This is a genomic window from Bradyrhizobium sp. 141 (assembly GCF_023074055.1).
In the GTDB taxonomy this organism is placed as follows: Bacteria; Pseudomonadota; Alphaproteobacteria; order Rhizobiales; family Xanthobacteraceae; genus Bradyrhizobium.
Genome location: NZ_JADPKR010000031.1, coordinates 33,053 through 47,826, shown reverse-complemented (window position 1 = coordinate 47,826; position 14,774 = coordinate 33,053). Strand labels below are relative to the sequence as shown.

Below are 14,774 nucleotides of genomic sequence, written 5' to 3'. Positions count from 1 at the left end.
TTGTTACGAAGCAGGCAGCGCAACAGACCAATCTGTAGGGGGTCAATTTTGGACGCCGATCCCCCGGCTCAGGGGGTCAATATTGCAGGCCGAATGACATCGATGAAGGCCAGCGGGGATAGTCAGCAGGATATCCAGCGGCTTGTCTGCCCCCTGCCACAAGCGGAAGGCATCCGTTACCGGTCTTCCCGAAGTCCCTTGAAGAACGGGTGGCGGACCTTTCCTCCGCGCATTTCGCAGGGTACTCGATTTTCGGCCAGCAGTGTGCATCAGCGGGACCGATGCGCCCGAGGTTGGGCGCGCTGAGCATCGTCATCACGATCCGATATTGCGCTCAAGTCGTTGCGAAAGGCCGATACACCGAGGTGCCTGCTTATGAGGAAACGAACCGCGTCCGTAAATCAGTAAAACCGAACCAGGCAAACGGGACTGCGAGGCCGCACAGAATTGCCATCGGAAAGAATGCTGCCCCTCCATACGTGGCATAGAGCATCCCTGATAACAGAGTCAGTGCGGCAGTTACCAGACCTGAACCAAAGGCATAGACAGCTTGGGCGGTTGCGGCCAGTCCGACTGGAATAAGAGACCTCATCGTGCTCATGCAGGCAAGGTGGAGCAGCGCGAAAGTTAATCCGTGTAGTGGCTGCAGAACCGAGAGGATCAGAACGGAGGTGGTCACGCCGGAAATAGACCAGCGGATTATTCCAGCCGCGGCTGCCAGGGTTGCCGCACCACGCGCGCCAATCCGGCTAACTAATCCGGGACCGATTAGGAAAAAGACGACGACTTCCGCTGCTACCGCTTCTGACCACAACAGACTTATGGCCCATGGCGCTAGTCCGGCCTCGCTCCATCGAATCACTGCAAATGCGTCCTGCATCGCGTGACTCCCATAGACTAAGGCTGAGACCAAGATCAGAATCCGAAACTGCGGCATGGCAAGAAGTCTGAGCACTGGAACGAAGATAGGCGATGCGCTGGCGCATGGCGCAGATCGAGTAGTGATCTTGGGCACTAACGCGGTTACGGCAGCCGCCACCACAAGTAGGGATGCATTCAGCCAGATAATTGGCGTGAGATCAGTGCGGCTGATCAGTTGTCCGACGGACAACGTACCCACCACGAAAGCCATCGAGGCTGAACCTCGTATCCAGCCGTATTCAAAGGGTCTAGCCCCTATCTGGGGCTTTGCTGTATTGACTGCCAACGCGTCGGCAATCGACGTCGTGGGAGCAAGCGCTGCAGCTTGAACCAAGGCCAGCAAAAGCAGTTGCGAGAAGCTAGTGGACCACAACAATGCAGCGGCCGCGCCAGCCGCCACGGCCGCACAGGTTGCGAGCACAAGGCGCAATGATCCCAAAAGATCGGCGAACGCTCCAATTAATGGGCCGGCGGCAAGGCGCATTGCCATAGCAGCAGCCAGTATCAGGGCGATTTGCTGCGGGGACAGAGCTTTCGTTTCGAAAAATTGTGGCCAATAAGGCGACGCCACGCCAAACGCGGCATACAAGGCGACATAAAGAATAATATAGGCAAGCGGTCCACTGACGCGGATGACTTGCAGCATTGGACACCTGTCCGACGCCCCGGGGCTCGCCGGGCCCATTGAGCACCGGCGCCGCGTCCTCGCGGCGTATAGCAACGGAGAAATCCCTCTTCAGTTTCAAGGGGGCGAGCGCGGTCCAATTTGGACCCCCAACTCCTTTCGTGCCGATCGCGGGCAGGAGACCGAGGAGAGAGTCGGGGCGAAGAAGTCGGCCGGCAGACAGCAACCGAGGTCGGCGTAATCCAGGTCTATGGCTAGGCCAACAGGAGGACGCGATTCAAGCGCCGGATGCAGCGATCGGCGGACCTCACAGAGAGGACGCTAGTGTGCGCCCAACATCTGTTGGTAATGTCGGACGTAATCCTCTGCCATCCGCCGCGCGGTGAAGCGCTCCTCGAATTTTGCGCGGACGCGCCGCCGATCCAGGCTTGCGAGTTGTGCCACGGCTGCAGCGGCTTCGCCTTCATTTTCGACGATGAAGCCGGTCACGCCTTCATCAATCACCTCCGGCACCGATCCGGACCGATAGGCAATGACCGGCGTGCCGCAGGCCATGGCCTCGATCATCACCAGTCCGAAAGGTTCGGGCCACCGGATCGGGAATAGCAACGCCGCTGCATCCGCGAGGAACGGCTGTTTCGTCTCATCATTCACTTCCCCGACGACCTGGACTTGCTCGCCGTCGACGTGAGGTTCAATGCGCTCCTTGAAATAGCCTGTCTCGGCCCGCGGGATTTTTGCCGCGATGCGCAGCGGGATTCCTGCTGCGCGCGCAATGCGAATGGCGTCTTCGGGGCCTTTGTCGGGGCTCAGCCGGCCCAGAAAGGCCAAGTACGAACCGGAGGTAAACGAGGCGCGAAACTGCTCGACGGGCAAGCCGTGATATACCGTTCCGCACCAGTTCGCGTTCGCGAGCGGAATGCGTTGATCATCGGAGATTGAGACAAGACAGGCCCCCGGAAATTCGTCAATCAGAGCCGGCAAACCTGGAAGATCCAATCGACCATGCATCGTCGTCACGAAGGGAATGCCCAACCGGCTGAGCAATGGCAGGTGCAGCCAGTCGATGTGGGCGTGAATGACCTCGAATTCATGAGCCCTACGCGATACTGCCTCCAACAGAACAGCCATGGCCGCATTCGGGTCTGTCCGCGGTCGCCCAAGGCGAAGCGCACGTGGCCAAACCGGATGAAGCGTAGCGCTTGTCTTCGAGTCGCCGCTCGCAAAGAGCGTGACCTCATGCCCAAGGTCGACGAGTGCATCCACGAGCCAGGCGACGACCCTTTCCGTGCCGCCATAAAGTTTCGGCGGAACGCTCTCAGCCAAGGGCGCAATCTGGGCTATTCTCATGTAGACCTTCCAAGTGAAGCTAAGACCGCGGGCCTCTTCTTCATTCCGGTTGAGCCAACCGCGGCGACGCACAGCCGCTGCTTAGGCGATAGACCATCGTGTTCCTCGACCATGCCTCCGAACCGATCTAATCGACCCGAAACCATCGGTACCCGTAACCATCAAGCTCGATCGTGCCGTCCGCGTTGGGCTTCGATGAATAAATCCGGTTGCCAAATACATCGGTCAGTTTCCTTCCCTTTGAAAGGTCGTTGACATGTGTGCTGCATTCGTCCTGCGATAAATTGTGCAGGATAAGCACCGCCCGGCCCTCCCAGACAAAATGCTGGATCAGAACCGAGGGGCAATCGCTTTGAGGAAGGGTCCACTCGCCCCAACCGATCTCTGCACAAGACTGGCGCATCTCAACCAGCCGACGCATCCAGTTGAATAGCGAATCCGGATCACGTTGCTGAGCGATGGCATTTACCTTAGGTGGACCATATTCGCCGTCGCGGATCATGTGATGCAGCAACCGCGTGGGTTGCGAGGAGAATCCGCCGTTCTCCTCGTCGCTCCATTGCATGCAAGTACGCACGGGCCATCGCTCGGGAAGCGCGAGATCGTCACCCATCCCCAGCTCGTCCCCGTAGTAGATAACCGGTGTGCCAGGAAGGCTAAAGAGCAGGCTGAATGCGAGCTCAATGCGGCGGCGGTCATTTTCGAGCATGGCTGCAAGCCGGCGGCGAATTCCGCGTCCGTAGAGCTGCATTTTGCGAGTGGGAGCGAACGCAGCGTAGACTTCTTCGCGCTCTTCGGACGACAGACGTCCAAGGTCCAACTCATCGTGGTTGCGAAGGAACTGGGCCCATTGCGCGAATTGCGGCAACCGAGGCAGCGCGGTCAGACAGCGCTGCAACGGTTCGGCGCTTTCGCGCGCAAGTGCAAGAAACAGGTGTTGGTTCAACAAGAACGCGAACAGAAGATGGATGCGCGATCCGTCGCCGAAATAGTGCTCAAGCTCTGCCGGAAGAACGTTGGCTTCGGCCAGCAAGACGGCGTCACCTTTGCGCCAGGACAGGAAATCGCGAAGCTCTCCAAAAAATTCGTACCGGCGAGTCGCCGGACGATCCGGCCGGACTTCCTCAACCACGAACGGGGCAGCATCGATGCGGAATCCTGACACGCCCAGTTCGAGCCAAAAACCACAAATCTTGAAGATCTCTTCGCGAACCGCAGCGCAGCCAATATTTAGATCAGGCTGATGCTGGTAAAACCGGTGATAATACCATGCCTGCGCACAGAGATCGTAGTTCCACACGCTCAACTGAAAGCCAGGAAAAACAACGCCATCCGTGCTGTTTTCTGGCTCGGTGTCAGACCAAACGTAGTATTCGCGAAACGGCGATGACGGATCGGCGCGCGCCTGCTGAAACCAGGGGTGTCGTTCTGATGTATGGTTGATGGGGAGATCGATGATCAGCCGCAATCCCCGAAGCCTCGCCTGGTGACTGAATTCGACGAAGTCGCCCAGGGTGCCGAGGGCTGGAGCGACGTTGTAGTAGTCGGTCACATCGTAGCCGTGGTCCAGCCCGGGACTCGGATAGAAAGGGAGTAACCACAGACAATTTACGCCAAGCTGAGCAATATGATCGAGCTGCCCAGCCAGGCCCTTGAAATCACCGATGCCGTCTCCGTTGCTATCCCGGTAGGTGGCGACGTTGAGGCTGTAAATCACGGCATTCTTGTACCAAAGATCGAGCATTACTAAGATCCTGACGGGCGGTGACGCGCTCACGTTGCTGGTGGCTGCCGCGTTTGATCCCGCTAAGATCCAGCCGATGCAGTGGGCCAAGGCCCGACGGCTTCGTCAACGCCGGGAAGACCTAGAAGTTGCTCTGTCACCTTGTCCGGCATCGATCCCCATTCGCCCTTTGGAAAGGGGAGTGTTGCGTTTCGTCGATTCGTCCAGGGTTCGATTTCACCTGCTGTAAACGGGAAAAAATGGCAGTTCGGCGGAACTCGCCCGACAAAACCATCTCTTTCATTGTGTCCGAGGAGCCCCGGTCGCTGAGCATGGCGAGCCCGAGGCTACGCCAGCAGGCGGCTCCCCGGATCGGACCGTCGCCGCGGCCCGAGCCGGCTAGAATTGACGCTGACGGCCTGAGGCGCGTATCCATCGTCCGCTTCGCGCAAGGACGAAGTCCCCTCCTTAAGCACAGTCGTACACCTCGATCACGGATTGCGCCGCGGCAGCTCCAAAACCGCACCGGCGTAGATGTCTTCGAGTTTCATGGCGACCCCCGATTGCCGCCGTGGCATCGTCTCGGCCGCGCCGCCCCTTCATCATGCCTCGCCCGACCCTGAGAGGATCGATGCAGGCGGCGTGGTGCGCGCCGGCAGCGGCCGCTCCGCGACCCTCGACGGGCGCGACGGACCGCTCGGCTTGGCGTCGTATCGGCCGACCAGCGCGAGCAGGCGACGCCGAGTGAAAGGATCGGCCCGCTCGGCCAGAGCGCGGATGCGTTGCACCTGTTCTCTGCAGAAGTCCTCGTCCATCACGCTCCTTCCACTCAAGCAAGTCTTCCTCGAATTTCACCGCGGCGCCCTCAGTTCGCCGGCGAGCCAGCCGACCGCATCCGTCTGCATCGGGTCCACCGTGAAGCGGGTTACTTCCGTGCGCTCGCAGGTCGAGCACTCGAAAGTGCGCTCCTCGAATCCGCGCTGGCCGGGAGAGATGCGCGCCAACGTCATCCGGTATTTGCAGACCGGACGCATCGGTCGTTCGTTGATCGAGGCAGTCATCCCCTGAACCCCCTGGAAGCGGATCATACGATGTCCGCAGCCAGAGTCTTCAATATTCATGATCGGAATTCTTCCCGTCCTCGAGGTGAGGAACGAGCGTGCTTCACCCGGGTTAATTCCTTGGGTCTGCGCGCAAATGCGCGGCCTGCGCGGCTCCGCCCCCCAAGCCCCAAAACCCCCAAAGGCGGGGCTGCGCCCATCCAGCGATTCGATTGACTGCGGCGGCGCGCCGATCCCGTCTACAGGGGGCCGAACGGAACGGCCATCAGGCGACTTGGCCCACCGACACCATTGTCTCGGAGAAGGATCATGAAAGCGACCTTGGCCGCCATCTGCCTGTTCGCGCTCGCCCTTGTCTCATCGGCGGAAGCCAAGGGATGCATCAAGGGTGCCATCGTCGGCGGCGTTGCCGGCCACATGGTCGGTCACGGCAAGCTCGGCGCCGCGGCAGGGTGCGTCATCGGGCATCACCAGGCCAACAAGCAGAACCCCAACAACGCGAACGCCCATGCGCCGTCGGGTCGGAAGTAGCCACCGGAGGCTCAGCGAAGCCGCGCCATGAAGATCCGATCGCATTCCGAGAACCACATCGTCGAACTCGACGACGGGTCGCGCTGGCAGATCTTTCCGGGCGATCTCGATCTCACGCTCGGCTGGACGCCGGAGACCGAACTTGCCGTCGTTCCGATCGAAGACGACGTCAGTTCGCACGCGCGGGTCGGCGACGACGGCATGGTGCGCGCAAGACCGCCGGGGAAAGCTGGCCGGTGCGCGAGGTCAAGTCCGCGCTGAAGGACGGATGATGCGCCTGCCGCGAGAAACCAGGCGAAGCCTCGATCGAGCTCTCGCCCGGTCTGGGCAGCCGGCTCCGCGCCAACGCCGCCGGATGCAGTCGAAACCTTGATCTGCCTCATGGCGACCACACCGTCCGGAAGCAGAGTGCAGGCATGTCTCACTACATGTTCCGATGTCCCGTCTCCGGAGAAAACGTCCAGCGCTGGATCGACGACGATCCGGACGGTGCGCGCAATTCCTACGTCATCGTGGACTGTCTCGCTTGCGGCAAGCTGCACTTCGTGAACCGAAGCACCCATAAGCTGCTCGGGCACGAAAACGAGTAGGCCCGTGCGCTCGCCTGGGGCCGCACCTGCCCGATGCCGACGCATCCCGTACGCCGTCCCTTAACCTGACCGGCGTCGAATCCAGGTACCGAACACATCCAACTCCGAAAGAGAGCGCCGCCTTGTTCAAAGACGGCATCTACTCGGCCTGGTTCAAGACGCCGCGCGGCGAGGGGACCGGCATCGTCCACTTCCAGGATGGTAGGGTCTCGGGCGGCGACAGCATCATGAGCTACAGCGGCTCCTACGACGTAGCTGGAGACCCGTTTACGGCAACGGTCGTCACGGAGCGGCACGCCGAAGGGCATGCGACGTCGGCATCGATGAGCTTGAGCTGAAGCTCGAAGGCGTGGCGAAGGGCGAGTTCGCGAAATGCACCGGCACCGCTGACGCGGCGCCCGGCCTGACGTTCGAGGCGACGCTCATCCATTGTCGTTCGGAGCCGTCGACCGAGGTCAGGACGGAACGCAGGGTACCAAAGTTCGACGCCAGCAAGCTGCCGAAGCCGCCCCCGTCGCGATGACGGCGCCGCATGAGGCGGCTGAGTTTTCTAACCGGAAGCATGCGCAGCCAAACCCTTCTCGATCCGGAGCTGACCAGCATGGCGGCCCGGTCGAGGAGCTCCTGCTTGACGGCATCGGTCTCGGACCGTTTGACGTGCGCGCTCACGTAAGTTCCACGATCGGCGCGGTGGGCTTCGAAACGTCCACCACTTTCGAAGTGCACGGCGGGTTTGTCCTGTCTGTCGGTGCGCGTAGCGAAAGGTGCGGTCGTCATCGCGCAGGAACGGCGAGCGGATCTACGCTATCATTGCGCCCAGCACTGAATCGACGTCTTGGTGCAGCTCCCACAACTCGTCAATGGACATATCCTGAAGCTGCTCTCGGTCAATCATTGCTCTGGAACGCGTGTCTCGAGGGGAATGCTTAGCCTGGGTCTTAGGACGGTAGAACTCGCCGGAACGACCTGTTATGGACAGCCACTACTAGTCTGTGGTTCTCTACCGGTTAGAGCCTTGACCCACTGCTCGGAGAAGCTCAGGCCTAGCTCGCTCCCCGGCCGACCTACGCGGTGGGCATCCTCTCTTGCTTTCGGCCACCCGGCGAACGAACTCGCTGTGGCGGTTGCCATGTTATTCCTAGTCGGAAGCCGACAATCTGGATGCACCGCCGCGCCAATTCCGCAACCGCATGCTGAAGCTGCGGCGGTCGTGCCTTTCGCAGCCCAACTCTATTAAGGGACCGTGCTGGTGATCTTCCATGGCGGGACCGAGCTCTTGCTTGGCACGAGCCTCATCTTCTCTGGCCGCGGCGTTATCGCGACTGCCCTCCCGGAATGTGACCATTGCCGGATTAATCGTCTCGCGTTTGGCCGGCCGAGATGCATCCGAGCGCGTCTTTGAATGACAGCGAGTGCGCCGTGCATTTCACCCGAAGATCCGGAGTGCGCGAGACGAAATCAGCATCGTGAGAAGTCGATCGTGGCCAGCGCTTCACCCGGGTTATCGGCTTTGCCGCGGTCATCTGACGGCTTGAAGGTGCAGTCTTTCGGCGGCTGGCCGTAGTCCTTGTGTGGATGGCAGTCGTCGTCGTCCTTGGCGTCCTTCGAGCCAGGATCGCGCTTCGCGCAGTCGCCCGCGGCATCCCCGGGGCAGGCATCGTGGGCGTGCGCCGTCTCGGTCGATTTCGCACCTTGGGCGGCAAAACCGCTGAGTCCGACATCTCGCTCAGGCGCCGCGGCTGGTCTGTCGCTCGACATTCCGACCCGAAATGGCTCCGCCGCCGCGCCAAGATGGATGATCATATCCGCTCCCTGGGTAATTTCGGGCCGGTGCGCTACGCTCACGCGCGTCATATTTAGGTGCCGCAGATTGGCATTGATTTCTCTTTCCTTCTCGGTGTCGAGATGTGCCGTGCCCTCGTCTAAAAACAGGATCTTAGGTCGGCGATAGAGCGCACGCGCAAGCAGGACTCGCTGTTTCTGCCCGCTGGATAACGAGCTTCCCATGTCGCCGATGAGGCTGTTGTAGCTCATCGGCATTGCCATGATGTCGTCGTGGATTCCAGCAGTTCGCGCGCAATCGATCATCCCCTGCAGATCGAATGTTGTGTCAAAAAAGCAGATATTGTCGGCAATCGATCCGGACAGCAATTGATCCTCCTGCATCACCGCGCCAATTTGCTCGCGATAGGCGCGCAGTCCGATCTGGCCGAGCGGAAGGCCGTCGATCAGCACCTCTCCGCTCGTCGGCTCGAGCAGCCCAAGCATAACCTTGACAAGAGTTGACTTGCCGCAGCCCGAGGGTCCCATGATCGTCACGAATTGTCCGGGAGCAACGCACAGATTGACGTTGTTAAGAATCAGGGACTCTCCTTCTGCATACCGGAAGCACACGTTGCGCAATTCGATCGCGCCGCGAATCGGCCGGATATACGACAGGTCCAGGTGGTGCCCGCGCTCGATCGGGGTGAGCGCTATGTCGGCGAGACGCTCCAGGTGCAGTCCGAGAATGCGGACATCTACCAGCTTCTCGATCAGCAGCGCTGTCCGCTCAGCGAACTGTAGCTTGTAGCTGACGAACGCGAATATCATGCCAACCGTGATGAGGTTGTCCAGTGCGAGGCGAGCGGCGAGGTAGATCGTGATTACGTTCTCCAAGCCAAATATCGTGTCGTTCATCGCTTTGAAGCTGATCCTCGCCCGACCTAGCCGCACGTTGGCATTAATATACGCAGCATAGCGATTCAGCCACTGGCCCTCCCGTTCGTTCTCTCGGTTGAGCAACTTTAGGCTTTGCACCGCTCGCACCGTTTCGATGAAGGTGGAGTTCTCGTCTGCCTTGCTGTGAATGGCCGCTTCGCTCCGTTGTCGGAACATCCCGAAGAGAGCGAGCCGCAAGCCGGCATACAACGCGAACGCCAGCAGGACGACAAGTCCGAGCTGGATGCTGTAGGTGAACATCAACACCAGCATCAACACCGACATGAGACCGTCGATCAACCCCGTGATCAATCCCTCCGCGAGCACGTTGCGGATGGGCTCGATCGAATTGAAGCGTGACAGGATGTCGCCGATGTGTCGCTTTTCGAAGAATGAGAGTGGCAAGCGCACCAGATGATGAAACAGCCGCGCGCCAATTTGAAAGCTCAACGTGTTCTGCAGAACAAGAATAATGAACGAGCGGGTTGCGGTCGACGCGACCCGTATCAGGAGAAGGAGCGCGAATCCGAGCCCGAGTACGATCAGGAGATCGACATCCCCTCTGGCGATGACCTCGTCCACGGTGAGCTGCATATAGAAAGGGGCGGCGAGCAGAAGAACTTCGATGACCACCGACAGAACTAGTATTTGGGCGAGAGCATAGTTGTTTCCGTTCATTCCGCTCCAGAACACCGAGAACGGCAGACGCACTCTCTCATCTGTGCGGCAGAACTTTTCGGTGGGCGAGAGTTCGAGCGCGACACCGGTCAGATGTCTCGATGCTTCAGTGAGGGGAAACCATTTCTCGCCGGCTGCCGGATCGTGCACCACGATCCCTTTCCTCCTGTATGCTTTCAGTACAACGAAATGGGCCATGTCCCAGTGCAGAATAGCGGGCACGCGCAGTTGGCAGAGATGGCCGATCTCGATACGCAATGGCCGACATGCCAGCCCCAGGTGAGCTGCTATCTGCATGAGATCGCGAAGAGTGACGCCCTTTAGGGACACTGGATGCCGCCGCCGCAGGCTGTTCAAGTCAGCTCGATGACCATGATATGACGCTACCATGGCGAGGCATGCGAGCCCGCATTCCGTTGCCTCCGTCTGCCTGATGACCGGGAGAGATTTGCGTCCGCTGAAATTCAACAGTCCCTGCATGCGCTACATCCTTGCGCTTAACACCGGATCAAGCAGCCATTTCATCAGGGAACGCTGCTCAAGGATTACGTCGGCCCTCAGCAGCATGTCCGGTTGAAGCGGCATCTTACGGCCATAGGCGTCGATGTCGGGCCGTTCGAGAGCCGCAGTCACACGGTAAGCCGGCTCCTTGAGGGAGATCGGCCCGGTCGTTTCGTTGCCAGTCAGAATCGTGTGGGAGACTTTTGTCACGCTGCCGCGGTAGGTGCCGAACTTCTGATAAGGAAATGCATCGTAAAGAATCCGAACTGGCTGGCCGGGGCGCACAAACCCAAACGCGCGCGTCGGAAAGAACAGCTCGGCCTGCAAGTGCGCATCCAGCGGGATGATTTCGAGCTGCATATGCCGTGGGTCCGCGATCTTGCCCACGGTCGCCTGCAGCGTGGACACGCGCCCACTCGTTGGCGCCCTGATAACGTAAGCCTGCCGCCCATTTACCTCGGCCACGCGCTGTTCGATCGAGGAGAGCTCATTGCGCAGTCCCCGGATCCTCTCTGCGGCAACTGTTGGGAGTTGCTCGAGTGTATGCCGAGCGTCTGTCAATTGGGTGCGTCGCGCGGTGATCTGCTGATCGAGCGACACCACGCTCTGCTTCTGCTCAAGTGCAGCCTGCTCGCGGCGCTTCAGCTCAATCGGAGGCAATGTACCGCTTGCGGTTAGCTTAGCGCCGGTTGCTACGAAACTCTCTGAAAGCTTCAAGCGCTCGTTTTGGATGTTTCGCTGGTCCTCGAGTTGAGAAATCTCTCCTTCTATCCCGCTGATCGTGGAAGCGAGGCGATCCTGTTCCGAGGCGGTTCGGCGATCTTCCGCGTCGATCTGGCGCTCGACCACATTGCGTTGCTGCGTCAGCACTGCAAGCACGGTGGCATTGACGTCATCGCCATTGGCGTTGATTTGTGACGTGACTACGGTCAGGAGCTGGTCACCTTCCGCAACCTCTTGCCCCTCCTTCACTTGTATCGCTTTGATGAAACCCTGTTGTGGTACGAAGATCTTAGCCGTGCCGGAGGTCGGCGTCAGATACCCGAAGACGGTCTCCTTGCGGGCGTATTGCGCGATAGAGAGAAAGCACAAAATGAGTACAACGAGCGCCACCAGGCTCCAGCTAAGGAGCGTGCTCGACAGCGGCTGCAGCAACACGACCTCACCCCAGCTGTGGCGCTGATGCAAAAAGTCGACAGCTTCCTCGCGAAATAGAGCTGGCCGAGTCGCCATGGGCGCACCTTGATGTGCTCTTATTCATTAGCGTAGCGGGGAGTATCTTTCCGCCACAGCGAGGCTGCGGATGGATACCGGAGAACCGCTTCCCCACATGGAGAAGCGGTTCGCCGACGCATCTTGTCTCTACCCAACAAAGATTTGGGACTGCTTGGAGAACAAGCCAACCTGAACCTGGTTTCCGCTGAGAACATTGATGTCGCCAGTTCGGATCAGTGATCCGCCATCATGGCAACCGCCACACTGGCTGGTGCCGGCAGCCACGAGGTCGAGCTCCTCATCGGACAGTTCGATAGGCTGAGCAAAATTGGTCATCTCTAGCATGTTGGTCTCCCTTCGATGTAAGTGGCGGAACATTGAGTAACTGTTGCCACGTCATCACTAGGTGGCCAGATGACAATCTGGATGCACGGTCGCGCAAAAATTTTGTGAGTGGCACGTTTGACGCTTGTTGCATTGTGATGTTTACAACGTCGTATGCAAGGCGCGCTCTAAAGTGGGAATCAGTGGCAGCTTCGTCGCAGTGAATGGACGTTCTGATCTGCTGAATGTTCATCACGGCTGCGATGTGACATCGCGGCTTCCGAAGGAAAGCGTGTGGTACTCCAGGGACGCGAGCTCGTTCCAAGAAGCGCCTTAGCTTGTTTCGATGGCTGACCTCATCACGATAGCTGCGCAACTCGCAGCGCCCGTTGGGCACGACAAGGCTCAGAGCCGTCGCAGCTGATTGCAGGCAGGTTGGATAGAGGGGGGAATGTGGGGGATTGGGGCGTGGTTTTCTTGAAGGTACTTCGAATGACCCTCGATGGCGTTACACGTAGTTGGGTCCGATGCGTGCTCTGAAGTTATAGACGGGACTTAGGGTTCGTTATGGTCCCGCCTGCACCTGGCGATCGCGTCGCCGGTTTGGCGGTCGCGAAAAAAGTTCGAAAACTTCGGGAACGAAGTCGATGCTGTTAACTTGAGTTCGCCGACAGCCGATTTCGTATTTTTTTAAAAGTAGATCATTTAAATGAATGTTAATGCAGGGCATTAAATGCAGCAGCGGTGGCCCTGCGGGTGTAAGCGGCAGGTTTTCTGCCATTTAGGGGTGACTTCGACCATGCCCCATCAATGCGTCGCTTTAACGAACGCGAAGCCTCGCACCGGTGCAGCGCGGCATGACAGCTATTTCAATCGCGAGACGGCACTTAATTATGAAACGGCTCTGCTTGAGTGCGCTTCCGGATCGCAGTCGGCCGTTGGCAAGATCTACGCTCGGGAGAAGGAGCAGTTGCGCGCGATGGCACACCGTATCGTGCGCGACAGATCGCGTTCCGAGGACGTCATCCACGATGCATTCGCGCAGATTCTCCGATATGCGAAGAACTTCGATCCTGCACGCGGATCCGCCCGGGGCTGGATCTACGCGATCGTCCGCAACACGGCGCTCAAGATGCGGCAGAACGCCAGGCGCGAACTCGCGCTCGAGGACGATGCATTGAATGCCATCTGCGCGCGGGAGCAGATCGTTCCGAACCCTGCGGCCTGTATCCCAGACAGCATGACGCTGCGAACAATGCTCGATCAACTCGAGCCACAGCGCCGCGCGAGCCTGCTTCTGGCGATTGTCGACGGGCGCACGCACGAGGAGATTTCCCAATACCTCCGGGTTCCTGTCGGAACCGTCAAGGCGTGGATCCGGAGAGAGCTCGTGGCCATGCGCCGGCAGCTTGAGTAAGGCGTGAACTATTTTTCGCCGCTGCATCCATAGGCGTGCTTCGGCGACAATAGGGGTGACGGCGTGGTGACAGGGCACGCGCACGGACGCACGCCCCGTTACCATCGCTGAAGCGAGGAGCGAAGCCATGTCTATCCTGAGCGGTGTTACGAGCATTCTCGGGCTCATAAAGCTTGCGGGAACCGGCGTCCCACCCGAGCAATGCACGTCAACCAAGCCTGACGACTGTGGCGACGGTAAGCAGTCAAAGAGGAATGACGATGACAGCGATGACGACGCGTATTCGAACGGCGGCGGCAAGGACAATTATTCCAAGCTTAGCGGCAAGGGCAACTACCCGGAGCACGATGACAGCAAGGATGCCAACGACGGCCAGCCCAAGGACCACCTCGAGCCGGCTGACGATGGCAGCAGGGGCTACACCGATCGTACTCCGGGTGATGCGCTGGCCAAGTTCGACTTCTCCCAAGGTGAGTTCGCGGGTGATTTCAGCTCGCAGGGTCCCGATCATTCGGGTGACATACACGGCGCGCTCGCTTCGATGTCTTGCGACGATGCGCTCGAATACGCCATCGATTTGATGGGGCCAACGGATCACTTCGACGTAGGGCATTTCGACACGGCGACGGATACGTCGCACGACACGGACGCCTGACATGCCGAAGAGACTCGCCTGGCGGTGAGTGCTTCCGGGCGAGAATGGTTTTTGAACCTGAAAGGCGGCGGTGATGCACCAGGTAGAAAAGCGCGAACTGTTCGAACAAGAGCGGAGGATTTTCGAAGCCGGAGTGCAGCGTGCTGATAAGCGATCCGGCTCCTTCAGTTTCTTGACCTGGTCGTTCTTCGTTGCCCCGCTGATTGCCTGCGAGGAGTTTCTTGCCGCCCCGTTCAGATCCGCGCTGGCCGAGCAAGAACACGCGACAGCGCCTCAGGCAAGTGCGACGCCGCAACGGACGAATGACGAGCTGTTTGCGAGCGATCCCGCGAAGCCGGGCGCGGAGGATGAGAGGCCCAGAGCGCTGGCCGCTTCGTCGGAAACGCATGTGACTCAGCTCGATCGCGTCGGTCTCCTGGCGGAGCCGCATGAACACACGCCCAGACCGGGCACCGCTCGTGGCGAAGCAGTCGCCGCTGCGAA

General features: G+C 59.5%; 14 protein-coding genes. 6 read left to right on the top strand and 8 right to left on the bottom strand.

The genetic code is table 11. The annotated features are described in order from the left end of the window. Positions 1 to 373: 373 nt before the first annotated feature. From IVA81_RS11220 to IVA81_RS11200, 5 genes are all read right to left on the bottom strand, one after another. On the bottom strand, positions 374 to 1,567 hold the full coding sequence (locus IVA81_RS11220; protein ID WP_247316243.1) for an MFS transporter: 1,194 nt from the start codon (positions 1,565 to 1,567) through the stop codon (positions 374 to 376). A gap of 300 nt (positions 1,568 to 1,867) precedes the next feature. After that, complete coding sequence (locus IVA81_RS11215; protein ID WP_247316241.1) at positions 1,868 to 2,896, bottom strand: glycosyltransferase family 4 protein; 1,029 nt, start codon at positions 2,894 to 2,896, stop codon at positions 1,868 to 1,870. Positions 2,897 to 3,023: 127 nt separating this feature from the next. Further along, on the bottom strand, positions 3,024 to 4,640 hold the full coding sequence (locus IVA81_RS11210; RefSeq protein WP_247316239.1) for an alpha-amylase family protein: 1,617 nt from the start codon (positions 4,638 to 4,640) through the stop codon (positions 3,024 to 3,026). A gap of 581 nt (positions 4,641 to 5,221) precedes the next feature. Further along, positions 5,222 to 5,434, bottom strand: coding sequence for a hypothetical protein (locus IVA81_RS11205; RefSeq protein ID WP_247316238.1), 213 nt, complete (start codon positions 5,432 to 5,434; stop codon positions 5,222 to 5,224). 36 nt (positions 5,435 to 5,470) lie between these two features. Then, positions 5,471 to 5,740: a response regulator gene (locus IVA81_RS11200; protein ID WP_247316236.1), complete on the bottom strand. Its 270-nt coding sequence runs from the start codon at positions 5,738 to 5,740 to the stop codon at positions 5,471 to 5,473. A 249-nt stretch (positions 5,741 to 5,989) separates the two neighbouring features. Between IVA81_RS11200 and IVA81_RS11195 the strand changes: the two genes are divergently transcribed. The 4 genes from IVA81_RS11195 to IVA81_RS11180 all read left to right on the top strand — a co-directional run bounded on the left by IVA81_RS11195 (position 5,990) and on the right by IVA81_RS11180 (position 7,139). Next, positions 5,990 to 6,211, top strand: a complete 222-nt coding sequence (locus IVA81_RS11195; RefSeq protein ID WP_247316232.1) for a hypothetical protein — start codon at positions 5,990 to 5,992, stop codon at positions 6,209 to 6,211. Positions 6,212 to 6,238: 27 nt separating this feature from the next. Continuing rightward, on the top strand, positions 6,239 to 6,472 hold the full coding sequence (locus tag IVA81_RS11190; protein ID WP_247316230.1) for a hypothetical protein: 234 nt from the start codon (positions 6,239 to 6,241) through the stop codon (positions 6,470 to 6,472). A gap of 155 nt (positions 6,473 to 6,627) precedes the next feature. Beyond that, positions 6,628 to 6,801, top strand: a complete 174-nt coding sequence (locus tag IVA81_RS11185; protein ID WP_247316221.1) for a hypothetical protein — start codon at positions 6,628 to 6,630, stop codon at positions 6,799 to 6,801. A gap of 122 nt (positions 6,802 to 6,923) precedes the next feature. Continuing rightward, a complete protein-coding gene (locus IVA81_RS11180; protein ID WP_247316220.1) occupies positions 6,924 to 7,139 on the top strand; it encodes a hypothetical protein in 216 nt (71 codons plus the stop codon). A gap of 1,120 nt (positions 7,140 to 8,259) precedes the next feature. Here the strand turns inward: IVA81_RS11180 and IVA81_RS11175 are convergent. From IVA81_RS11175 to IVA81_RS11165, 3 genes are all read right to left on the bottom strand, one after another. Beyond that, positions 8,260 to 10,659, bottom strand: a complete 2,400-nt coding sequence (locus IVA81_RS11175; RefSeq protein ID WP_247316218.1) for a peptidase domain-containing ABC transporter — start codon at positions 10,657 to 10,659, stop codon at positions 8,260 to 8,262. Positions 10,660 to 10,662: 3 nt separating this feature from the next. Continuing rightward, a complete protein-coding gene (locus IVA81_RS11170; protein ID WP_247316216.1) occupies positions 10,663 to 11,913 on the bottom strand; it encodes an HlyD family efflux transporter periplasmic adaptor subunit in 1,251 nt (416 codons plus the stop codon). 129 nt (positions 11,914 to 12,042) lie between these two features. Continuing rightward, the gene (locus IVA81_RS11165) at positions 12,043 to 12,240 is read right to left on the bottom strand and encodes a hypothetical protein (protein ID WP_247316214.1); all 198 of its coding nucleotides are present in this window, start codon (positions 12,238 to 12,240) and stop codon (positions 12,043 to 12,045) included. Positions 12,241 to 13,018: 778 nt separating this feature from the next. Between IVA81_RS11165 and IVA81_RS11160 the strand changes: the two genes are divergently transcribed. Together IVA81_RS11160 and IVA81_RS11155 are read left to right on the top strand one after the other, a co-directional pair. Beyond that, positions 13,019 to 13,636, top strand: coding sequence for a sigma-70 family RNA polymerase sigma factor (locus IVA81_RS11160; RefSeq protein WP_247316212.1), 618 nt, complete (start codon positions 13,019 to 13,021; stop codon positions 13,634 to 13,636). A gap of 127 nt (positions 13,637 to 13,763) precedes the next feature. Beyond that, on the top strand, positions 13,764 to 14,291 hold the full coding sequence (locus IVA81_RS11155) for a hypothetical protein (protein WP_247316210.1): 528 nt from the start codon (positions 13,764 to 13,766) through the stop codon (positions 14,289 to 14,291). The last annotated feature ends 483 nt before the right edge of the window (positions 14,292 to 14,774 follow it).